We start from the raw sequence: 24100 nt of genomic DNA on the forward strand, positions 1-24100 counted from the left end.
CCCAATCGAAAACTACTAACTAACGGAACAACATTTAACCAAATAATTACCCAACCATGAAAAAAAACCTTTCGAATAAGTTATTAACGTGGTGTAGGCGCAGAGGCGATTTGCGTCCCTTTCTGTTCACCTTAATAATTTCACTACTTGCCGTCATTAATTTGCAAGCTAGTACCTACAGCCAAAATACCGAGCTCTCACTAGATTTAGAAAATGTAAGTATCATAGACGTTTTCAAAGAGATTGAAGCCAATTCAGAATTTAGGTTCATGTATGAAAGTGGTCAAATCGACCTTCAGAAAAAAGTTTCCATACACGTTAAAAAGTTTAAAATAGATCCCATTTTACAAATACTCTTCGATGATACCAACATTACCTATAAAACGGTCAATCGACAAATCATCATCACCACCTTAGAAGAGACCAAAAACGATACTACAGAAAATGCTGTAGTCTCCGGAACCAATAAAAAAGAAGTACAACAAACTGTTTCGGGTGTCGTGTTAGATTCAGATGGAGTTCCTTTACCAGGTGCTAATATTTTAGAGAAGGGAACGACCAATGGTACTCAAACCGATTTTGATGGCAACTTCTCTATTAATGTTGGTAGTGATGCTACCTTGGTATTCTCATACATAGGTTTTTCAACCGCCGAGATAGAGGTCGGTGACCAGACAGAAATGACGGTAACCATGACCGAAAATGCCGCAAGTCTAGAAGAGGTGGTTCTCGTGGGTTACGGCACACAAAGCAGGGCCAAAGTTACCGGTGCCATTAGTACGGTTGATAGCGAGGGTTTGACCCAAAGACCTGTTACCAGTGCCGCCACAGCCTTACAAGGGCAGTCTCCCGGTCTGACTATTCAAAACAATGGTGGTTCACCAGGTGTTGAAGATGTGGGCATAAGAATTAGGGGTATCGGTACCCTGAACAATTCGAACCCGCTTGTTTTGATTGATGGTATCGAACAATCACTGAGCACCGTAGAAGCACAGAATATTGAATCAATTTCAATTCTTAAAGATGCGGCTTCTTCGGCCATTTATGGTTCACGCGCCGCCAATGGGGTTATCTTGGTAACTACCAAAAGAGGCGCCTCAGAAGGTACTATTCTAAACTATAATGCTTTTGTGGGGGTTCAAAATCCTAGTTTTTTTCCTGAAAAGGCAGATACCGAATCTTGGTTAAGATTGGAAAATGAAGCCCAGGTTAATGCCGGAGGAACGCCGACCTATTCTGAAGAATATATTCAAAATGCCGTAGCGGGAACCAACCCGTATGAATTTCCATGGGCCAATTGGGAAGATGGTATCTTCAACAAAAGTGCTTTAATGCAGCAACACTCCTTTTCAATTTCAAGTGGAAGCGATAAGGGTAGAATTTTTGCCTCTTTAAACTACAACGATTCAGATGGCATTCTTCAAAACTTCAATAACAAAAGAACCACGGCCCGTGTAAATGCCGATCTCTATGCCAACGATAAGTTGACTTTCAAAGTCGGACTTATGTACCGAAACGGCAATTTCTCCGGACCGGGACATGCCATCAATGGCTCAGGCGTTGCAGGGCAACAAATCGTTCAAGGTCTCTTACACATTAACCGTAATGTGGTCATGGCTTATCCCGATGGTACATACGACCTTGTATCGGGTTATTGGAACCCCCATGCCATGGCTAACGAAGGTGAAACTAGCAGAATTACCGATGATGTTTTTACCCAAGGAGGCTTTGAATACAACATCAACGAAAACTTCTCTCTAGAAGGTAATGTCACTTACAAATTGACGAATCAAAACACTTCAAGGTTCATGAACAGCCTTGCGGGTATGAGAAACTATGTAACTGGTGAGCCTGTGGCCGTCTCAGGTTGGTTCGCGACCAATGAACTTACCGAAACCGAAAACACCACCAGAGAACTGAGCCAGAGACTATATTTAAATTATGATAAAACCTTTGGCAGCCATTCTTTCGACGCACTGGTTGGGTACGAAGAAATTTACAACAAGTTCAAAAATGTTGCGGCAAGTCGACAAAACTTCTTCAATAATGACCTGCGCGATTTAAATGCGGGGGCGGTAGATAATCAAAACATCAGTGGTTATAATCAAGATTGGAGGCTACGATCGTTCTTCGGTAGGCTGAACTATTCTTTTGATGACAGGTACCTGATTCAGGGTAATATTAGATACGACGGATCATCACGCTTTGGCGATGGTAACCGATGGGGGGTTTTCCCATCAGTATCGGCCGGGTGGAATATAACCAACGAAGCTTTTATGGAAGATCTTATTGAAGATTCTTTCGTCAATAACATTAAACTTAGAGCCTCTTGGGGGCAGTTAGGAAATCAGAACATAGGTCTCAATCGTTTTAGAAGCACCTACGACCTTGATCAAGGTTATCAATTTGGTGGCAACGTAGTTTCGGGTTCTGCCATAGTTCAAGCAGGAAACCCAGACATCACTTGGGAAACCTCCACCATGACCAACATCGGTGTAGACGCCACTTTCTTGAACAATAGAATTTCATTGGTTGCAGAATATTTCTGGAAATATACCGATGACATTCTTTTAGACCTTCCTATCTCTACCACCATCGGTGTAAACCCTCCGGTTCAAAATGCCGCCGCTGTTTCGAATAACGGATATGAAATTGGCATCAATTACCAAGGTGCGTATAGACCAGACGACGAGTTTAATTACTCGATTGGGTTCAATTTTACCGATGTCATTAACAAAATTGAAGATCTGAACGGCGCAGGGCCTTTCTTTCCCGACAACTTCTCTATTTGGACGGAAGGTCACTCCATCAACTCTTTAAGAGGTCTTACCTCTCCTGGTCTGTATAGAACCGATGAAGATTTGGCCAACTATCCTGCCACCATTCACCCTAGTGTAGGTATTGGTGATATTATTTATGAGGATGTAAATGGTGACGGACAAATAACCCAATCAATCGCACCCGGTGGTGACCAAGTCATTATCGGTAATGAAGACCCTCGATATGAATTCGGTCTTAGGTTCGACGCTTCCTACAAAGGGTTTGATTTTTCAATGTTTTGGCAAGGTGTTCTTAAAAAGCAACATCTATTGGACGGGGCCATTCCCGAGGGGCCAGCCTTCCAAAATTTCATCCATAAAGAAATGGCCGAAAGATCGTACCATCCTGAAAGAAACCCTAATGGCGACTGGCCTTTGGTAACTGCAGGTAACTCATGGAACATCGTCAAATCAGACTTTTGGCTGATCGATAGCAAATATGCACGATTGAAAAACTTTCAATTGGGCTACACCTTCAAACAGGATATATTTTCAAAGTTAAGGCTCTACGTTTCGGGCGAAAACATGTTGACCATTACGGCTCAAAAATTATTTGACCCGGAGACTCCTAGAGGTAGAAGTCAATTCTTCCCCCATACCAAAACAATGAGTGTTGGCCTAAATGTAATGTTTTAAGAAAATGAAGATTATTATGAAAAAAGTATATATAACTAAAGTATTGGTTTTATCGGCCATATCGCTATTCTTCGGCTGTGCCGATGGGTTAGACGAGGGCCTTGATTTAGAACCAACAGGTGCAGTATCCGAAACAGTTTATTGGTCTTCGGAAAGAGACGCCATTTTAGCGGTGAATGCCATTTACAATGAACTGGATGGCACCCAGTCAGTAATTGAGCTTGACGGTATTACAGACATAGGTTTTAGATCTGCTTCTAACGTACCGACATTTAACGATGTGCGCTTAGGAGAAATTGACCCCTCAAATGCTACCATAACCGCTATTTGGGAAAGATACTATCGAGGCATTGGTAAAGCTAACGGCGTACTTGCCAATATTGATCGTGTTGAAGATGGTAATGCAGCAACGATGGCCCGACTAACTGCCGAAGCCCGTTTTTTACGTGCCTATTATTACATGCAGCTGGCAAGCCTTTGGTGCAATGTGCCTCTGATCTTAGAGCCCTTAGATGTAAATGACCAACGGCCTACCAATTCGAAAGAAGAGATCGTAGACTTTGTCATCTCAGAGTTAGATGCCATAATCAATAGCGAGGCATTGCCCCAAAGTTACAACGCTGACAACGTCGGTCGTGTCACCCATGGGGCGGCGTTGGCCACCAAAGCTAGGGTCGCCATTCGCAACAATAGATATGAACTGGCCCGCGACGCTTCTTTGGCGGTTATGAATCTTGGCATCTACAGCCTTTATCCTGACTATCAAGAACTTTTCCAAGCGGCAGGCCAAAATTCAACAGAGGTTATCTTTGATAGACAATACGCAGTAGGTGGCAATACCTATAACAATTTCGGCTATTCTGCCGCTTCCATCGGCGGAAACTCCACCGTAGAACCGATGATGGAACTCTTTGAGAAGTATGAATACATCGGCCCGGTCAATCCTGACGACCCCTATGAAAACAAAGATCCAAGGTGGGACTATAATGTATATTACACCGGTCAGCCCATCGGTAACAACACCTATAATTCATGGCCCAATAGTAGTACTCCTGACCGCGTAAGCGGCAGCGAATGGGCAACACTTTACGGGTATAACCTAAAAAAATGGGTCGACTATGAAACCTTTGTCGAAAATCCGAGTCTAGGAGATGTAAACATGATCTTGATCAGATATGCCGACGTGTTGCTCATGTACGCAGAAGCAAAAACCGAGCTCAATGAAATAGACGCTTCGGTTTACGATGCTATCAACGATATCAGACAAAGACCAACAGTTGAAATGCCCGAAATAACCGAAGGAAAGACCCAAGCAGAACTGAGGGAAATTATAAGGGACGAAAGGGTTAAAGAACTGGCCTTTGAGGGGCTACGCCTTTTCGATCTGAACAGATGGCAGTTGGGTGAAGAAAAAGTCGGTCTATTAGAAGGCATGTATTACATAAATGAAAGTTCTGGAGAATGGGAAGTAATGAATTACGGCCAAGTTGCCCGATTTAACCCTGATAGGGATTATTGCTGGCCTGTTCCTCAAAAAGAAATGGATATCAACGATGTAATCACCCAAAATCCGGGTTATACAAACTAAATAGTCATGGGAGAAAAAAAGTTCAATCAAGAAAAGACTCGGCGAGAGTTCATTAAAAATGCAGGTGCTGCGGCCATCTTTAGTGCAGGATCCTTTAATCTGCCTATCGGTTTTGCAAAACCTTTGTCATCAAAGGCCCAAACCCAATTGAAGGTAGGTCTAGTCGGCTGTGGAGGCCGTGGTACCGGTGCTGCGGCACAAGCTCTGCAGGCAGATTCAAATGTGGTACTCTGGGCTATGGCCGATGTCTTCGAAGATAGATTGACAAGTTCTCTCAAACTATTGAAAGAAACACATGACCAGCGTGTACAAGTGGCCAAAAGCAGACAATTCGTAGGTTTTGATGCCTACCAAGATCTGATTGAATCCGGAGTCGACGTCGTATTATTAGCGAGTCCTCCGGGTTTTAGGCCCAAACATCTTTCAGCAGCTATCGATGCCAACAAACATGTTTTTTATGAAAAGCCTGTAGCGGTCGATGCACCCGGAGTAAGAAAGGTTTTGGAAGCTGCCAAGATGGCCAAAGAGAAGAATCTTTCGATGGTCTCTGGCTTCTGCTTTCGCTATGACCTACAAAAAAAGGCACTTTATCAAAAAGTACTCGATGGAGCCATAGGGGACATCAGGTCTATAGCCTCTACCCGTAATGGTGGCGAACTTTGGTTCAAAGACCGAAAACCAGAATGGACGGATACTGAATATCAAGTACGCAATTGGTATTACCAGAATTGGCTTTCAGGTGATTTTATAGTTGAAATGTTCGTTCACAGCCTAGATATGATAGCCTGGGCAATGGGAGAGAAAATGCCTGCCTCAGCCACAGCTACAGGCGGTAGGCAATGGCGTACCGATAAAAAGTATGGTAACATCTTCGATCACTTTGCTATTGAGTTCAATTACGACAATGGTGTCAAGGGGTACTGTTTCACAAGACAGCAAGAAGGTGGCTCTACAAAGAACGCTGTGGAAATCAACGGCTCGCTGGGCAATGCCTATTATGAGGGAACCCGACATGAGATAACCGGTAAAAACCCTTGGAAATACGATGGGGAAGTGAATGACATGTACCAGTCTGAACATGATGCCCTATTCAAATCGATACGTGAAGAGGCGGGTATTAACGATGGTGAGCTTAGTGCCAATAGTTCCCTAATGGGAATCATGGGCCGAATGGCCGCCTATACCGGCCAAACCATTACCTGGAACGATGCCCTGAACTCTACCGAGATACTAGGGCCTGAGTCTTATGACTGGGATATCAAGTTTGAAGGCCCTGAAATAGCCATACCCGGAAAGACAAAATTCAAATAAGAATAAATTGTTGTAGTGAAGTAGTTAGTTCATTTAGGGAAGTACTCAAAGCTTGGTTAGTTCTTTGAGATCCTATACCAAACCATAGGTTGGCTTACCACCTTCTTCCCTAAATGTTTAACCCAGATTTGCCACCTAAAACGATCCAAATGAAATCAACAGCAACCTTGGCCAAAAGTTGGGCCATTGCACTTTACGCCCTAATAATCACAAAAGTTGAAGCGCAAAACGAGAACTTTGGGTTTGAGTTCGGCACGGTAACCACAATGGACAACCTCTATTCCGAGACCCCATCCGGACTGGGTTCAATCAAATGGGTTAACGTAAATACCGAGAAGAACACGTGGTCTGTTGATAAAAACGGCATATTGGTTTGTCAAGGTTTGCCAATTGGTGTGGTTCGTTCAAGCAAACAATACGAGAACTTTATCTTACATGTAGAATGGAGGCACATGGAGCCCGGTGGAAATTCAGGAATCTTTGCCTGGAGCAATGCCAACCCCGAAGAAGGCAAGAACCTACCTGACGGACTTGAAATTCAAATGCTTGAACTTGATTGGGTCAACCTCAACACGCGCAATGGCGAAAAACCGGCCATAGCTTATGTTCATGGTGAACTTTTTGGTGTCGGTGGCGTGACCACGATACCTGACAACCCTAGGGGCGAAAGAAGCAAATCAATAGAAAACAGGGCTAAAGGAAAAGGCATCTGGAATACCTACGATGTAGTTTGTGTAGATGGTGTCGCCAAACTTTCGGTCAATGGCAAGTTTGTAAACGGTATCGCCAAAGTTTCCCAAAAGAAGGGTTATCTCTGTTTAGAGTCGGAAGGGGCAGAAATTCAGTTTCGAAATCTAAGGGTTACCGAGCTACCCCCAAGCGTTACCTCATCAAATCAGATAGCACCCCTTCTCGATTAATCAAAAACCAAAAATTAAAATGAAAAAATTATTTTTTATAGCAATACTGGCCATGAGTTCCATTAACACTCATGCCCAGAAAGAAAAGTCTATTTTTAACGGAAAAGACCTATCAGGTTGGACCAAACACGGTACCGAATACTGGTATGTTGACGATGGTGAATTGATTTGTGAAAGTGGCCCGGAAGAAAAATACGGGTATTTATCGACCAACAAGCCCTACAAAAATTTTATCTTGAATCTCGATTTCAAGCTAGAGGCCAATGGCAACAGTGGTATATTCATTCGTTCGCATGTGGGCGGCAATGACGGCACCACTATTTCAGGATGGCAAGTTGAAGTAGCCCCTCCTGATCTTCATACCGGTGGTATTTATGAATCTACACCGGGCGGAAGGGGTTGGATCATAAAGCCCGACCCGAAAGATGAAAAAAACCTCAACCCCACCGACTGGAACCATATGCGAATAGAAGCCAAAGGAGATATGGTCACCAGTTGGTTGAACGGCAAGAAAATGGTAGAACTTGAAGATACCAAAATCGGGGAAGGCAGAGGGTCTGTTGCACTACAAATTCATAGTGGAGGAGGCATAAAAGTGCGTTGGAAGAATATTAAAATACAAGAATTAGATTAAACACATACCAATGAGATCAGTAACCACTCAAATAAAACGTACCCTCATGAAGAATAGTTCCCTCGCCTTATTACTCATTCTAATTTTTACCATTGGAACGAATAAGGCCCTTTCGCAAACCAAGAAATTACCAAAGATTGCCATTGCCGGTCTTGCTACCGAGTCGAGTACGTTTTCACCTGCTTTGGCAGCAAGAGATGCTTTTAGAATTAGAAAAGGCAAAGCGGTTTTGGAAACCTATCCGTTTATGGTTCCCGATTCAATGGTAGTATCACGAGCTGAATGGCTACCCGCATTGGTTGCAGGAGCTTCTCCGGGAGGCGCGGTAACACGTGAAGCTTATGAATCGCTTGTTGAAGAAACCCTAGATTCATTAAGAAAAAATGGCCCTTACGATGGCCTATACTATGACATTCATGGTGCCATGAGTGTGGTCGGGCTTGATGACCCCGAAGGTGACATGTTGGTTCGAATTCGGGAAGTAGTCGGCACCGAAACCCTTATATCTACTTCAATGGACCTTCATGGCAACGTTTCATGGCGTCTGGCAAAACATACCGATTTGATAACCTGTTTTCGAATGGCACCGCACGAAGACCGTTGGGAAACCAAAAAAAGAGCCGTAGAAAATCTCCTCGACAGGCTTGAAAACGGTAAGGGCAAGCCCGCCTATAAAGCATGGGTACCCGTACCAATTCTTTTGCCTGGCGAAAAGACGAGTACGAGAGTTGAGCCGGCCAAAAGTTTATATGATAAAATACCCGCGGTAACTGAACAATCGGGTGTAATAGATGCAGCTATTTGGATCGGTTATGCCTGGGCCGATGAGCCAAGAAATCATGGGGTGGTCATGGTTACCGGTGATGACAGACAACAGGTAAGTAGCGCTGCCGAAAAATTGGCCAACAGTTTTTGGGATGTTCGGTCGCAATTCGGTTTTGTGGCCCCGGTAGACTCACTTGCAGGAAGCCTTAAAAAGGCCTTGAAAAGTAAAAAACATCCCTTTTTCATCAGTGATTCTGGAGACAACCCAACGGCAGGTGGTGCCGGTGACGTAACTTGGACGTTGCAGAAATTATTGGAGAGACCTGAATTTAAGCCCAAAAATGGCCCTTCGCTCATTTATGCTTCCATACCAGGGCCAGAACTTTTTCAAGAGGCACAAAAATTGGGCATAGGCCAGGAGATTAGCGGACATGTGGGTGGTAAAATAGATGGTCGCTTCGCCCCTCCCCTTGAAATCAAGGGTACGATTGAAGGTTTGAGCGATCGAGCCACCGTAGTTCGTGTTGGCAGTTTGAGAATCATTGTATCGAGCGATCGTAACCGTAAAACCGGTTTTGATGAATTGGGTTTAGACCCGTTAAAAACAGATATTATCGTGGTTAAAATGGGATATCTAGTGCCCGACCTTTATAACATGAGACAAGATTGGATCATGGCTTTGACCCCTGGCGGTGTTGACCAAGATATAGAGAGTTTAGATTATAAGAGAATCAACAGACCCATGTTTCCTTTCGATACGCACTTGATGCCACCTGACTTAAGTGCTAGGTTGATTCCGGCTTCAGATGAGTTCGTTCCTGAGTCTAAATTCTAATTCTAAAATTCAAACACCCCAAAATGATAGTAATCAACAAACTAATCTTTTGGGGTGTTACAACTACCTAATCAACTAACTGAACTATTTCATGCAGAAAAGACGGTCAATATATTTTTCGCTTTTGAAACCACACATCCCTTAAGCTTAAATTAAGTGTCAACACCTGAAAATTCTCTTCCACCAAAATATTCTGTATTTGACCTTGAGAACCATAACTGTACGATAGATTCAACATCGAGGTATGCCCTTGCCCAATAGGTAGTCCGATACCTGCCGTTAATGCATGACCCGCTATCTTAGAATTATTTACCGACAGATAGCCCGTATCGTAATTATACCCCATTCGATACCTAATCCGGTCAGCATATTTATAGCTATCTTGCTTAGAAACATATTCAGCACCAAATGCAAATATGCTCTGATCTACATAATGACCTAGATTCTCGGTTTGACCGGTCTTACTCCAAAAATTATTCTTGTAATCAAAAGATAAAACAAGCGAGTTAAATGTTTTGACACTAATACCTACCCCTACCTCTAAAGGCAACTTAAAATCGTCGATAGCATCTGAATCATCTGAGTCGACCACGATTTCGGTATCATCAATATTTTTAAGTACCGAACGCTTAAGATTACCTTTTAACGAGGTGGGAAATTGCATGGTACCACCTATGGTAATGTTATCGGTCAAATCGAACTGCATAGCAGTACCCAGGCGTAGACCTGTATAATTGGTCTCTTCCGATAGGTTAAACGAACTTGTGCTGATCTGAAAGCTTTCTTCCTCTTCAACGTTTCCAAACAACAAAGAGGTACTTAAACCGAATCTCAAACCATCGGTTATGCGATAACCTAGATTAAGTCTTAGGTCGCTCAACCCACCGATGCCCCTCACATTACTTTCAAAAACCTCATTGGTACCCTCGATATTGGATTTTATACCTACCAAAGAATATCCTACATCACTATAGGGAACCATGGCAATTCCGGCTCCTAATCCTTCAAAAATTCGAAAGGCCATGGCCAAGTTAGAAAAGTTCAACGTGGTTCTATTTTCTTGGTCCGACCGATTACTGTAGGTATTGTATTGTCCCTTTAAACCTACGTCATATATAAAACTGTTTTCAGGCATAAGGGCAAAGCTTGCGGCATTCAAATTGTTTATCTCACCTTCTTCCCTCAATGCTATACCGCTGTAACCCATTCCGTTGGTTCTACCAATACCTGTTTGGTTGACGACCCCAAGGCCATAGAGAGAATAGGGTGAACTTGTAAGGCCTTCAGACTGGGAGAACACCGTACCAACTACCATTAGTGCCAGAAAAAACAAATTAAACTTATTCATCTTCACCATAAACCGCATAAGTTATTTCGAGGGAGGTTCTCGATTCATTGTTGGAACCATCTGTCAGCACATATCTATCGACCGATGTATTAAAATCATTTGGTATCAATAAAAGAGCTTCCTTTTCATCTCTCATTCCCAATAGCAGTTCTTCGACATAACTACTAATTGGTATCTCATAGTAAATATTATTGAACTCCTCGTCGTTTCGGTTCAGTATTCCTTGTACAGAAGCTATGTCTTCAATTGACAACTGTTCTGTTATATCGTTGTTCTGGTCGACCAAAAAGACCAACAGAGTATCTCTTAACATTAATAGATCATTGTAAGAGGCCACCGTTGGCCTAACCTTCAGAACCGCCCCTAATAAGGTACCTTCGCCGCCAATGTCATGTATTGTTTGTATATGCGGGAATTCTATACGAGTTGCAATGCCGACCCCAGATTGTATATAGCTTTGGTTACCGGTAAGTCGGCTATACCTGTTCTCTTCTTGGCTAGTGAAAGAACGTAAAGCCTCTATAGGTTCTTTCGCTATTATCTCATTAAAGAATGGGGGCGGAGAAGTGGCTTGATTTATCGAAAAATCGATATAATCTTGAACTACATCATTTTCCTCGGCTACGCTGAAAAAAAGTCTCATGCCGCTTCCGCTAAGCGAATAACCCATCACCGGGCCATTATTATTTTCGGCACTAATTCTGAATCCCTTGAAGTATTCTTTCAACTCATCTGAATTGACAATTGATTTACTTTGAAAGTTTTCAAATAACCCAACACCCAAACTATCATTTAACTTAACACTCAATGAATCAGCATCGTTTGGGCGCGGGTAAAAAGAAATAACACCTAAAGACTCGCCTTTGGTCGTTATATTGGAGCTATTGTAAAAACCATCATCGCTAGGAGAGAGCTTCTGAGAAAGCTCTTCAAAGCTTATGGTTAAAGATGTTAGCGTATCGTTATAAAAATACCCGTCGTGTTTTAGGTAGAATACCAAACTATCAAAAACAGCCTCACTATCGATCGTATAACCATCAGGCAAAAGTTCAAGGTAACTTGAGCTCTCCACCACTCCGAAAACAGGATCTTCATAACGGCCGACGAGAATTCGGGTAGTCTCAGAAGTGATGATACTGTCGTATTTAATGGTCGACATTAAAACCGTTGCGGTATCTAATTGAACAACCCTGATATTGCTACTGGTAAAGGTATCGCCTGCCTCAAAATTTGATTCGTTGACCCCTTCGGTACTACAGGCCAATACTATAATGAGAATTAAAAGACTGGCTAAAGAAAGTCTTATCATTCGTTTTATTTTAGGGCTAAAGTAGTTGGCGTGCTTACTTGTAAAAACCCTAATAGATAAACTTGTTTTATTACAAGACCTATCTATGAATATGATCTACCAAAGAGCTATTAATTTTTCGCCGATAAAATCACCTTGTTCGTACCTTAAAAGAAGGGCTTCATCTATTTGAGTTTATTGGGCGGCACATTGAGTTTAGTTTTGACCAAAAATTAAATCTCAATGATATGAACCGTTACGATTTTAAATTTCTTGGTATAACCGTTTTCTGCGGATTGCTTTTTATAGGCTGTTCAAGCGATGACGATGACGATGACCTAGGCAACTGGATAGACCGCTCTGTTTTTGACGGAAGCCCTAGAAGTAGTGTATCGGGTTTCACCATTGACAACATCGGCTACGTAGGTGTGGGCTATGATGGTGATGATTACTTGAATTCATTTTGGGCCTATAATATTGATGGAGACTATTGGTCACAGAAAGCCGATTTTCCTGGTAGTGCAAGAAATGCGGCTGTTGGGTTCGATGTAGACGGCAAAGGCTATATAGGGTCAGGGTATGACGGACTTAACGAACTAAATGATTTTTATAGTTATGAACCTAGCAGCAATACTTGGCAGCAAATAGCATCATTACCTAACAGTTCGCGAAGAAGTGCTATAGCTTTTGGTATCAACGGCTTCGGTTATTTCGGCACCGGCTTCGATGGCGACAACGATCGTAAAGATTTTTGGAAATATAACCCAAACACTGACAGCTGGTCTGAATTGGTCGGTTTTGGTGGCGACAAAAGGCGAGAAGCGGTCACTTTTACCATAGGAGACAAAGTATATTTAGGCACTGGAGTTTCCAATGGAATATATCTTGATGATTTTTGGGAATTTGATTCGGCCAGCGAAAGCTGGACGAAAAAATTAGACCTTGACGAGGAAGATGACTACAGCATCGTACGGAGTAACGCTGTTGCATTTGCCCTGAACGGATATGGCTATATCGCCTGTGGGGCTTCAAGTGGAGCGCTCGGCACCGTTTGGGAATACAACCCAACGAACGACACTTGGGAAATGAAGACCAGCTTTGAAGGCACAACTCGGCAAGATGCCATTGCCTTCTCAAACGGATCACGGGCATTGGTCGGCCTAGGCCGCTCAGGCACCTTATATCTTGACGACCTAGACGAATTCTTTCCTTTTGAAGAATATGATGATGAAGATTAGCCGAACATTCCTAAATACTGTTCTGCACCATTGGAAAGCTATTGCGCTATTGACATTAGTAACAGTGGCTCTATTTCTAACTGTCGATTATTTAGTTCCGGCCAAAAAAAACAACAATACTTCCAAACAACTAAAGACGGAAACGATTGCGGTTGGCGATGGCTATGGTTATCAAGTTTGGTATGGTGAAGACGTTTTGATAAGGCAAGAGAATATTCCGGGTCTACAGGGTCATGTCACCTTTCAAAATGTAAACGATGCCTTAAGGGTAGGCGACCTAATCGTGCACAGACTGAATCACGGTAAGAATCCGGAAATCACGCTAAGAGATCTTGAAAACTTAGAGGTAACAACCCCCAATCTTGTGGCAAATCAATAATGGCTTTAGAAAAATTCTCTATCAAGTCAATATTAGCGCATGTGGCCGTTTGGGGTTGCTTTACGCTCTTTCTTTTATACCCTAGCATTACCGAAGGAAGGCGGACCCCTAGCGATATACCGGCAAAACTGTGCCTAACCATTGCCCTGTTTTATGTCAATTACTTTTTACTGGTTCCCCATTTCTTGCTAAAGAAAAAAACATTTCTCTACATATCGCTTTCCATATTGCTATTGTTCATAACCACATATGTTTCAGAAACTTTTTTCAGGCCCCAGTTCATTGACCACCTACCAAGAATACCGCGCGGTCCGAAACCAGAGGGTTTTAGACAGCCTTTAATTTTCATTTTGCTCTTCTGTGTTCCTTTTGTGGTAAGCACCATTTTAAAAGTATATGGAGAATGGAAAAGCAATGATGATTTAAGAAAAGTTACTGAAAAGGAAAAAATCAATTCAGAACTACAGTTTTTGAAAACACAGCTGAACCCCCATTTTTTATTCAATTCCCTTAATACCATCTATTCGCTATCGGTCAAGAATTCTTCCGATACATCGGAAGCAATTCTCAACATTTCTGAATTGATGCGCTATATGCTGTATGAGGCCAACCGCGAAAAAGTGCCCTTAGAAAAAGAAATCAATTACCTTAAAAATTACGTTCAATTACAACGATTACGATTACCGGAAGGCGAGAGTGTAAAACTAAAAATCAATGGCGATACGTACGGTAAACTAATAGCCCCCCTACTCTTCATAGCTTTTATAGAAAATGCTTTCAAGTACGGTACCGATTTTCAAGGCAACACTGATATAGAAATAAACCTTGAGATAAAAGAAAAGTCTATAAGCTTATATGTAGCTAACATAATCGGGGCGTATGTCGGGAAGGAAGGTAGTTCTGGAGTAGGCATTGAAAATGTTAAAAATAGGCTGAAGCTTCTTTACCCCAAAACCCATGAACTAACTATCGAAGATGATGGAAAATATTATAGAGTTCACTTATTTCTTAATTTGAATTAGTTAGCATGAAATGTATTATTATCGATGACGAGCCCTTGGCCGTAGATGTTTTAAAAGACTATTGTAACAAAGTTGACTTTTTAGAGCTTGAAGGTACTTTTACCAACCCTTTAGATTCTATACCGGTCATCAAGAGAACCAACATCGACCTCATTTTTTGTGATATTGAAATGCCACAAATGAACGGTATCGATTTTATCGACTCTCTAGAAAACAGGCCCTTATTTATTTTCACCACGGCCTACCCTCATTATGCCGTTGATGGCTTTGAACTCAACGCCGTTGACTACTTGGTAAAACCAATTAGATATGGGCGATTTGTCAAAGCGGTATCTCGGGCGCAAGGCCTGATCAGCAAACGCGAAGAAGCAAACGATGCCCATATATTCTCTTCAAGTGGCAGCTTTGAAAACACCGATAACTTCATTTTCGTGAAGGCTGAATATGAGAATATCAAAATAAAGATTGACAGTATTAAATATGTGCAAGGCCTCAAAGACTACTTAAAAATTCATATTGATACCTGTAATAAACCTATACTGACCTTAATGAGTTTTAAAGAACTCTACGAGCGATTACCCCAAAATCAGTTTGAAAGGGCCCATAAATCGTTTCTTATCAATGTGAACCACATTGGTTCAATACAAAGAAACCGTGTGGTTATTGATGATATACGAATACCTATCGGTGAAAGCTACAAGGCCAACTTTCTGTCAAGACTGGGCCTGCGGTAAGCACATTATAAAACTAAAAAATTGAACGGTAGTAAATAACGGGTAAGACAAGCATTACGCTTCCATTGTAAGTTTTAAGAAAACTTTCTCAAGTCCGTTCCAGCAAGACAGAAAAACCGCATATTTTAATGAAATTTTAATCATCTCACCCCTATAAATTAAGGGGTTAGGCTTTAATTTTGCTCATTTTACCCTCAAGGCCTATGAGCACCATATTATTGATTGAAGATGAACAGAAAGTTGCCGATATAATAAAAAAAGGCCTTGAAGAAGATGGGTATGCCGTGGTTCATGAAACCGATGGAAGAAAGGGTATTGAAACCTTAGGAAAAACATCGGCCAACTTAGTAATTCTTGACATACTGTTACCGGGCATGAACGGCCTTGATGTTTGTAAAAAAATTCGTGAATTGGGTTACAACGAAATACCCATTCTCATGCTTACTGCCCTGGGTAGTGTTGAAAATGTAGTTTTAGGCCTTGATAACGGTGCCGACGACTATTTGGCAAAACCTTTCAAACTAATAGAACTAAAGGCAAGGCTCAGAACCCTGCTAAGAAGAACCGACCTTTTAGACAATGCCAAATTCAAGAATGGCGACCATTACTCTTTTAACGATATTCATATTGATGACTACACTAAAACCGTAACAAGAGATAACAAGACCATTAATTTGACCTCGACCGAATATCGCCTGTTGCTTATGTTTATGAAGAATCCTAACAAGGTACTTACCCGAACCGATCTCTTGGACGAAGTTTGGGGAATCAATTTCGATATAGGCACAAATGTAGTCGATGTTTATGTCAATTATATTCGAAAAAAGTTGGAGGTAGACGGTCTACCTAGGGTAATACATACCGTCGTGGGTATGGGTTATGCTTTAAAAGACTATAGATGAAAATTCATTACAGAATCATTTATCTGTTGATTTCGGTGTTCTTTCTGTACACCCTACTCTTCTGTGGCTTCATCTATTATTCCATCTCCAATTATTCATTCACCGATTTTTATAAGCGACTTGAGATCAGGGCTGCCACGACAGCAAAAATTCAGCTTGACAATCCGGATGATGCTTCTATCATAATGGAAATGAGGCAAGAATATCTAGAGAAGTTACCCCATCAAAAAGAATACTTATATCCGGTTGAAACCTTGACCGCCCAAGCCACTGATGATACCCTCAAGTTTTCAAAAGACTTCGTCGAAAAGCTTATTGAAGATGGCGCGGGCAGTTACAGAGATGGAAGTATTTTTTATTCAGGTATTCGATACAAAACCATCAAGGGCAAAGACTATATCGTCATTGTTTCGGCTGAAAATTACTTTTTTTCGCACCACATAGCCTACTTGAGAAGTTTGTTGGTTACGTCTTTATTGTACGCCCTTTTACTTATCGCCCTAGTGAGCATGCTTATTTCACGAACCTTGGTACGACCAGTCCAGAACATTATCAGTGAAGTAAAAAAAGTAAGTTCCGAAAATCTGCATCTAAGGCTGCAACCGCCCAAATCAAAAGACTCCATTCGAAAACTGGCATTGACATTTAATGATTTGCTCAACAGATTGGAGACAACTTTCGAAACTCAAAAGAACTTTGTGAGCAATGCATCGCATGAGTTGAACACCCCACTAACGACCATTATCGGCGAGGCCGATTATGCCCTGTCTAAAGAGCGAGACAGCGAGGAATACAAAAAATCGTTGGGAAACATTCTCGGTGAAGCCGAAAAGCTTGAACAAAAGACCAAGGCCCTATTGTTACTGGCACAAACCGGTTTTGATGGAAAATCGCAAAAACTGGTAAGGCTACGCTCCGACCAGCTTATATTAGATGTGAAGGAAACAGTTCAAAAGCTCAACTCAAAATTCAAGGTTTGCCTTGACTTTAGTTTACTGCCAGAGAATCATGAAAAATTAAAAATTCGGGGTAATTTTCATCTGCTGCACTTGGCACTCACCAATATAGTGGTCAATGGCTGTAAATATTCTAACGGAGAACCGGTGTATGTAGCCTTAGGTGCATCTGACACACATGTGCTTATCATCATAAAAGATTCTGGAATCGGAATTCCGAAAAATGAAATGCCCTATATCTACGACCCCTATTTCAGGGCCTCAAATACAACGGACTTTGCAGGCTATGGTATTGGTCTACCACTAAGCAGAAACATCGTACTGCTTCATGAGGGAACGATAAAAGTATCATCGGTAGAAAATGAGGGTACGACGGTCAAGATCAATATTCCGATATGGAACCAGCCACTTTAATGTCATTCTAATGTGAGCTTAGAATTTTAAGCATTTTCTAATGCGGTTCTAAATTTCGCTTAATGGCTTCCATGGTAGATTTGAGAAAAATTAAATCATGGAAGCAAAAAAAATTCTCATCCCAACCGATTTCACGACTCAATCCTTAGAGTTGGTACAACAAACTCTTGAGGCATCTTCTGACCGTCCATTGCAAATTGTTCTGGTACATGGTTGCTACCCTTCCCTCTCGATAACCGATATGTTGTTCTTTTCAAAGACAAGAATTATCAATCAGTTACAGTCTGAAGATTTTGTAGAAGCTTGTAAAGTTTTGAAAAACAAATATGATTCTAAGTTAAACTCGCTGACGGTAGATATCATTACTTCCAATAACGAGTCTTATTTCAAGAATTATCTGGAAGGCAATAAGATTACCCATACCATCGTACCCAACGAAGGGTTTTTGAACTTTAAAAAAGTTCAAGGAATCGATACCATCGCTCTTCTCAAAAATTGTGGTCTGCCCTGCCAGATAGTCAATTTTGAAAATCAGACCGAAAACCTCAACAATTACAGCAAGCGGTCTTTGGCCAATGTGCTATTGTCGAACTTAAAGTAAAACAAATGAAATTATGGCCCATATATTCCTTTTTTGGCCTTTTGCTCTTTTTGAGTATTGGGGCCATAACCAAAGAACAAAGTACAGAGACCTTAATTTTGGGGGACTGGAAGGAGGTTTCATGGAAATACGAAAAGGTTAACCACGATAATAAAATTGCATTTGACATTAATGATTACCAAAAGGAAGAAATCTGCAAAAACCTAATCATTCACGAGGCCGAAACCTGGAGGTTCTCACCAAATAAAAAGTTAGAGTTTCTTGAGAACGGTAAAATCAAGGAAGATTTAAAGTGGAACATTAAAGGTCGAGGGCATGTTTTAGAACTAAAACACCAAAATTCAATCATTGAAGATTATCAAGTGGTCGATGTAACACGAGACGAACTGATAGTGCAATTCAATTTTGATTTGCAAATAAGGGGTATCGTACGAATGACTTTTAAAAGAATACCAAATAAACAATATGCTCAGAAAATTTAGTAACTATAGAAACTTTGCCGACAATGTACGTTTGGGTGGGTTAACGGCCTTTACAGCTGGTATGGTCAACGTTATTTCGGTAATTGTTTTCTTTTCGTTTACCAGTAACGTAACCGGACACTATGCCATATTGGCCCAAGAAATTGCCAAAGGCAACTGGTATCAAGGTGCTGTAGTACTTATATGGATATTTTTATTCTTCGCCGGTAATTTTGTGTCGAATTGCTTGGTAATACATAACAATACCCCTACCGGCCGTTACCTTGCACATGCCGTACCCGTGTTTTTAGAAATGGCCTGTCTTATGTTCGTTGGCTTTTACCTTCAATATTTTTATACGGAAAGCCTACAGGAAACCGAAATATTGGTAGCCGCACTTTTATTTGCCATGGGCCTACAGAACGGTCTGGTGGCGAGTATATCTAATGCAAAGGTAAAAACGACCCACCTTACCGGACTTACGACCGATTTGGGTATTATTTTCTCTATGTTTACCAAAAAGGAATATAGAAATGACAAGGCGCTGATACAAAAGGCTCAACTGCTGTTGACCATTATGTTATCGTATATGTCGGGAGGTGTCGTTTCTGGCTTGCTTTACTACAGGGTAGAAAATGCGACATTTCTCGTAATCGGGTTGATTCTTTGTGTGGTTCTTCTGTATGATTTCTCAAAATTACAGGTGACCAAATTTGTTCAAAAGAGAAGATGGCAAGAGCGTAGACTGGCCCTTGGTGGCAGAAAGACCTAAATAAAAAGTTTTGTGATAGTTGTGTAGTTCAACTTGGATGCCTTGGTCGGTATCTGTTCAATCAAAGCCGACGATAACGTCGGCTTTGTCTTTTTCCAACATTACTCAACTATTTTAATATCTACAGAGGTACGTGCCTGCCAACCGGTAACATCTGTAACCGAATAGGCACAGTGGTAATCTCCCGTATCAACATCGTTGGGTATCTCGATTACTAAATTGATTTCATACGAGGTCAAACCTTCTTCAAGGGAATAGTTCTCCATAAAAATCATGGGGTTTTCAGAAGCCTTTATGGCATTTAGCTCGCAACTGGATCCTTGGTCGTCATGTGTATGATGGTCAAAATTGTGGTGAATGTTCAAACTATAGGATGCAAGTTCAAGATTATCGGCAGCGGCGGCCCTAAAGGTGTAAGTCTCGCCTCTTTTTAACTCTTCACACGATTGTGGAAACCCTGAGTTTAGACTAATAGTGGGTTTTTGCTCATCGATATCGCTGTCTTCGTCACTAGAACATGAAGCCATCAGTAAAACCGCCAGCGGCATAAAATAAAAAGCTCTTTTCATTAATTTCATAGTACAATTTTTTAATGATGTTGCGCGGCCTGGGCCGCGCAACAATACTTAGTTTATTAAGATGCGGTCACATCAATATGGGTGTCATACTCATAAGTGTTTCCTTCCTCATCTTCTATACTAAAGAGAATATGATATTCGCCAGCAGGGGCTGTAGCTGGCACATCGATATGTTCGTGAAATTCTACTTCACTTTGTTCATGATACTTTTCGCTATAGGATTGTTCAAAATCCCACTCGACTTCACCTTCACCTACTTCAAGACCGTGGGCATGAACATCGACGGTCACATCATGAATTCCATTTAAGGCGGCTATCATGAACTCCACATGAAAATCTTCTCCCCTAACGACACTCTCATCCATATCAAAACCACTTATAGAAATCGGATCTAAAATTTCAATATGCCCTTCTGCTTCGGTGCTATTACCAAGTTCATCGGTAACAGTCAATAAAATGTGATATTCGCCTGCCGGAATATCGGAAGGAATATCGATATGCTCATGAAATGTCGGGTTGATAACCAAATAGTCGGCATCAGTATATGTCTGCTCAAAGTCCCATTCAACCTCACCTTCACCTACTTCAAGATTATGTGCATGAATGTCTATTGAAATACTACTTACGGTTGCTTCGGCAGTAATTTCAGCTTCCAAGTGAATGTCTGAACCCTTATAGGCAACCTGCTCAGTTGAATGTTCGCTTCCCTCCCCATATTCAAAATTTGAAATGGTAGGGGCAGATAATTGAATGTCACCATCATCATCGCTACAAGATTGAAATACTAAGCCTACAAGGGTAAAGAGTACTAATAATTTAAAATTTGATTTCATTTTTTGTTTGTTTTTTGGTGTTTTACTTTTTTAGTTTTTAAAATGGAAAGGTCAATGAGACCGATAAATTTCTACCAGCCTCTGGCACATCTATGAGCCTGTAAAAACTGGTATGGTCATAGTACTCCGTATGGAATACATTATTGAGCTTCACCCTAATTTGGGCCGGCGGTAATTGCTCAAATAGCCGCACACCTGCCATTGCTGAAAGATGTAATACCTGATACCCCTCGGTTTCCTCCTCAGGCGGCACAATATCATCTTGTCTGGCGGTTACCCTTAAGTCAGCACTGAATACCGGTTTGTTTAGCAACCAGATATTTTCGAACTCATAGTTTAAAGAGAACAATGCTGAAAGGGGGGGCGAAAATGGCAACGTAAAGTTCTTTTTGGGGCCACTGGTCTGTCTTGAATAGACATACTCTAGAGAGGCATCTGCATGAAAAGAACTGGTTATATCAACTCCTGCTCGCAATTCACCTCCGAACCTGAACACTTTACTCTGTACATATTCATAAACTTGTAAAGTCTCGTAGTAATCGGAAGTAGGGTTTAGATAAATAAAATTCTCAAAGAAGTTAACAAACGGACTGGCCCCTAAATAATAACCTTTGCCCCTGTGGTCTACATCTGCATCTATCTGGTACGACTGTTCAGGATTCAAATCTATATTTCCCCTCTCGTATCTATACATGTGATAGTTGACACCATCGGAAGCAAGTTCATTAGGCAAAGGCATTCTAAAGCTCTTGCCCATATTGACTTTGTAGGTAGTCTTGTTTCTTAGATAACTTATACCTACAGAACCATTGACATTCTGAAATGTCAAGTTCTTATTTTGGGCTCTTTGAAGAAACACATTGGAAACGGTGCCGTCGGAATTCGCTATGCGAGATTGGAACCAATCGGTGTAACTTTCCGTTTGCATTAGTCCCCAGTCATATCGCAATCCTCCTTGAATGTGAAAATTATCACTAACCCTGTAGTGGTCGAAAGCGAAAGCCCCGGCCGAATAGCGCTTATACTCCGGTATCAAAAAACCCCAACCTCCTATATTATTGTTCTGAAGCTCGGTATTGATGCCAAAGACCATATCATGGGCCGAATTGGGCCTAAAAGTAGTTTTTGCATTTGCCGATAGTGTATTTTTTGTAAACACACGCTCCTTACTATCAGTAGGCTTTGGCATGTATCCATGAGGTACGGGTTCTGAGTGCTCTTCTCTTTGATTGTTTTGAAAACCGACATCTACCCGCACGGTATGCTCATCCAAAAAGAAAGTAGTGTTATTTGTCACTTTAAAGTGATTGACCTTGTGATAAGGTAGGTCTACGTCTCTGTTAGATTCATCATAGTCTATAGAAGACGTTCTCACTTCTAGACCATGGGCATTGGCGAAAAATCCGTTTTTGGCATTCACATTACTAATAAACGTCTCAGACTTCATTTTGCCACCAACATACCCCACACTCACACTAGCGTTCGCTTCAGTGCCTGCCGTATTGCGCAGATTATTTTCATGCAAATCGAAAATGTAGCTCTCGTACCTGATTCTATCTGTGGGCACTTTATAGTCCGCATAGTCTCTATATGTCAGTCTTCCTCGGTAATACCAATCTTGCTTTCTAGCTTGGGCACCTGCAGATACCCCGAAAAGGTCATTATTGGTTTCTCCTAAAAGGTTTACTTCACCTTCAAAAGAACCCACTTCAGGAATTTTTGGAGGCTCAATATCGACCACTCCCGCTATAGCATCTGACCCATACAATAAAGAGGCCGGGCCTTTGATAATCTGTATGTTATCAATACCGTACTGGTCAATTTCAAGGCCATGGTCATTGCCCCATTGCTGTGCCTCGTGCTTAATACCGTTCTGAACGACACTTACCCTATTAAAACCCAGCCCTCTTATAACAGGTTTAGATTGCCCTGACCCAATGGTAATCGTACTGACTCCAGGCACTTTCTTCAAGGTTTGCATAAGGCTATTTTCCCTATTGCTTTCGAGAAAGTCTTCAGAAATAGCTACCGATATGGTTGAAAGTTCTTGGGCCTTTCTTCGGTCAGTCTTGGCTATTAATTCTACCTCTTCAAGACTCGTCACTTTTTCCTTCATTAAAATGGTCAAAGGCATCGAATCGTCATCTACATCAATTGTAACAATCTGATTGCCATACCCCACATGGGTCACTTTAATCTGATGTGAACCAAGTGGAACATTCTGAAGGAAAAACTTTCCATTTCTATCGGAAACAGCGTTAAAAGAAGCATTAAGAATGTTGACATCCTTTAATGGTTTTAAGGTAATGGCGTCTAGAACGGCACCCTCAACCGTGAAGGTGTTCTGGCCATAGGCTAAAGTGCATACACCTAAAAGAAGGCATACACGCAATATTTTAAAAATCATGCGAATTACGGGAACTATAAGTTTTGATATACGTTGCCAAGAATGGCTTTTCAAAAACCTGTAAAGAAATAATGCAGTCTAGTCAAGGTTCAATTACCTATAGAATTATCTAAAGGTTATAACCTAGACTTAGTCAACGAGACAGTATCCCACATAGAAGTGGTCACGCAATCATTGAAAGCAGAATAAAATACAGGTAAACTTATAGGGTGAATGGAGGAGGCCTGGAGAAAAGCTGATTAGAGTCAAGGTTTCTGTTGCTAATAAATGCGTAAAGAACCTTGACCTCGTCATTTGTAATACCCTCAAGATTTTTGAGAGTTACACTAACTAGATCTGGCGTTAATGCCGGAATCAAATTATGGGCCGTCGTATGATCACAAACGGCGCATTGAAGTGCGTGGTCATTATCATCGGAATGCGACAAAACGTGTAGGCCTGCCATTTTCACAGAAAGAAAAAGCAGCAACAACAAGTATGAGATACAATTTTTAAGTCTTCCGTTGACCATATTGCTCGCAAACTTACTAAAACAAACCAAAAAGCATGTTAATATAGTCTTAAGGTGAGATGTTAAAATTGAATGGCATTCGCTCGATTCATTTTTATATTTGAAATAACATAGTTAAGTTTTACCGATAGTATCGTTGATAATTATA

At 41.3% G+C, this 24100-nt stretch carries 21 protein-coding genes; 15 read left to right on the forward strand and 6 right to left on the reverse strand.

Annotated features, from left to right (window positions below):
• The first annotated feature begins 56 nt into the window (after positions 1-56).
• From IL356_RS01385 to IL356_RS01410, 6 genes are all read left to right on the forward strand, one after another.
• Complete coding sequence (locus tag IL356_RS01385; protein WP_205601270.1) at positions 57-3455, forward strand: TonB-dependent receptor; 3399 nt, start codon at positions 57-59, stop codon at positions 3453-3455.
• Positions 3456-3471: 16 nt separating this feature from the next.
• Positions 3472-5043 carry a RagB/SusD family nutrient uptake outer membrane protein gene (locus tag IL356_RS01390; RefSeq protein ID WP_205601269.1) on the forward strand — a complete coding sequence of 524 codons (1572 nt, stop codon included), beginning with the start codon at positions 3472-3474 and terminating at the stop codon, positions 5041-5043.
• Positions 5044-5049: 6 nt separating this feature from the next.
• On the forward strand, positions 5050-6354 hold the full coding sequence (locus IL356_RS01395) for a Gfo/Idh/MocA family protein (protein WP_121847571.1): 1305 nt from the start codon (positions 5050-5052) through the stop codon (positions 6352-6354).
• 149 nt (positions 6355-6503) lie between these two features.
• Positions 6504-7274 carry a 3-keto-disaccharide hydrolase gene (locus tag IL356_RS01400; RefSeq protein ID WP_121847570.1) on the forward strand — a complete coding sequence of 257 codons (771 nt, stop codon included), beginning with the start codon at positions 6504-6506 and terminating at the stop codon, positions 7272-7274.
• Positions 7275-7293: 19 nt separating this feature from the next.
• Positions 7294-7908 (forward strand): 3-keto-disaccharide hydrolase, encoded by a 615-nt coding sequence (locus tag IL356_RS01405; protein ID WP_121847569.1) that lies wholly within the window; start codon positions 7294-7296, stop codon positions 7906-7908.
• Between the two features lie 46 nt (positions 7909-7954).
• Positions 7955-9508, forward strand: a complete 1554-nt coding sequence (locus tag IL356_RS01410; RefSeq protein ID WP_121850581.1) for a M81 family metallopeptidase — start codon at positions 7955-7957, stop codon at positions 9506-9508.
• A gap of 106 nt (positions 9509-9614) precedes the next feature.
• Here the strand turns inward: IL356_RS01410 and IL356_RS01415 are convergent, their stop codons facing one another.
• Both IL356_RS01415 and IL356_RS01420 read right to left on the reverse strand, forming a co-directional pair.
• Positions 9615-10856 (reverse strand): OmpP1/FadL family transporter, encoded by a 1242-nt coding sequence (locus IL356_RS01415; RefSeq protein WP_121847568.1) that lies wholly within the window; start codon positions 10854-10856, stop codon positions 9615-9617.
• Complete coding sequence (locus tag IL356_RS01420; RefSeq protein ID WP_121847567.1) at positions 10849-12165, reverse strand: DUF4270 family protein; 1317 nt, start codon at positions 12163-12165, stop codon at positions 10849-10851. Before IL356_RS01420 ends, IL356_RS01415 begins: the two co-directional genes overlap by 8 nt.
• Positions 12166-12392: 227 nt before the next feature.
• On the opposite strand from IL356_RS01420, the gene IL356_RS01425 reads away from it, so the two are divergent.
• From IL356_RS01425 to IL356_RS01465, 9 genes are all read left to right on the forward strand, one after another.
• Positions 12393-13382, forward strand: coding sequence for a Kelch repeat-containing protein (locus IL356_RS01425; protein WP_121847566.1), 990 nt, complete (start codon positions 12393-12395; stop codon positions 13380-13382).
• Complete coding sequence (locus IL356_RS01430) at positions 13366-13761, forward strand: DUF4907 domain-containing protein (protein WP_121847565.1); 396 nt, start codon at positions 13366-13368, stop codon at positions 13759-13761. The genes IL356_RS01425 and IL356_RS01430 overlap by 17 nt, the downstream gene beginning before the upstream one ends.
• The gene (locus tag IL356_RS01435) at positions 13761-14783 is read left to right on the forward strand and encodes a sensor histidine kinase (RefSeq protein ID WP_121847564.1); all 1023 of its coding nucleotides are present in this window, start codon (positions 13761-13763) and stop codon (positions 14781-14783) included. The genes IL356_RS01430 and IL356_RS01435 overlap by 1 nt, the downstream gene beginning before the upstream one ends.
• Before the next feature lie 5 nt (positions 14784-14788).
• Positions 14789-15517: a LytR/AlgR family response regulator transcription factor gene (locus IL356_RS01440; RefSeq protein ID WP_121847563.1), complete on the forward strand. Its 729-nt coding sequence runs from the start codon at positions 14789-14791 to the stop codon at positions 15515-15517.
• Positions 15518-15720: 203 nt separating this feature from the next.
• Complete coding sequence (locus tag IL356_RS01445) at positions 15721-16419, forward strand: response regulator transcription factor (RefSeq protein ID WP_121847562.1); 699 nt, start codon at positions 15721-15723, stop codon at positions 16417-16419.
• On the forward strand, positions 16416-17789 hold the full coding sequence (locus IL356_RS01450; RefSeq protein WP_121847561.1) for a HAMP domain-containing sensor histidine kinase: 1374 nt from the start codon (positions 16416-16418) through the stop codon (positions 17787-17789). Before IL356_RS01445 ends, IL356_RS01450 begins: the two co-directional genes overlap by 4 nt.
• Before the next feature lie 97 nt (positions 17790-17886).
• Positions 17887-18390, forward strand: a complete 504-nt coding sequence (locus IL356_RS01455; RefSeq protein ID WP_121847560.1) for a hypothetical protein — start codon at positions 17887-17889, stop codon at positions 18388-18390.
• A 5-nt stretch (positions 18391-18395) separates the two neighbouring features.
• Positions 18396-18872 (forward strand): hypothetical protein, encoded by a 477-nt coding sequence (locus tag IL356_RS01460; RefSeq protein ID WP_121847559.1) that lies wholly within the window; start codon positions 18396-18398, stop codon positions 18870-18872.
• Complete coding sequence (locus IL356_RS01465; RefSeq protein ID WP_121847558.1) at positions 18856-19623, forward strand: YoaK family protein; 768 nt, start codon at positions 18856-18858, stop codon at positions 19621-19623. The genes IL356_RS01460 and IL356_RS01465 overlap by 17 nt, the downstream gene beginning before the upstream one ends.
• A gap of 101 nt (positions 19624-19724) precedes the next feature.
• On the opposite strand, the gene IL356_RS01470 is transcribed toward IL356_RS01465, so the two are convergent.
• From IL356_RS01470 to IL356_RS01485, 4 genes are all read right to left on the reverse strand, one after another.
• Complete coding sequence (locus tag IL356_RS01470) at positions 19725-20201, reverse strand: DUF4625 domain-containing protein (RefSeq protein WP_121847557.1); 477 nt, start codon at positions 20199-20201, stop codon at positions 19725-19727.
• A gap of 56 nt (positions 20202-20257) precedes the next feature.
• Positions 20258-21034, reverse strand: coding sequence for a DUF4625 domain-containing protein (locus tag IL356_RS01475; RefSeq protein WP_121847556.1), 777 nt, complete (start codon positions 21032-21034; stop codon positions 20258-20260).
• Between the two features lie 37 nt (positions 21035-21071).
• A complete protein-coding gene (locus tag IL356_RS01480; RefSeq protein ID WP_121847555.1) occupies positions 21072-23441 on the reverse strand; it encodes a TonB-dependent receptor in 2370 nt (789 codons plus the stop codon).
• Positions 23442-23643: 202 nt separating this feature from the next.
• Complete coding sequence (locus IL356_RS01485) at positions 23644-23952, reverse strand: hypothetical protein (RefSeq protein ID WP_121847554.1); 309 nt, start codon at positions 23950-23952, stop codon at positions 23644-23646.
• Positions 23953-24100 lie beyond the last annotated feature (148 nt).

It is taken from the genome of Euzebyella marina, from assembly GCF_014855515.1.
Taxonomy (GTDB): Bacteria; Bacteroidota; Bacteroidia; order Flavobacteriales; family Flavobacteriaceae; genus Euzebyella; species Euzebyella marina.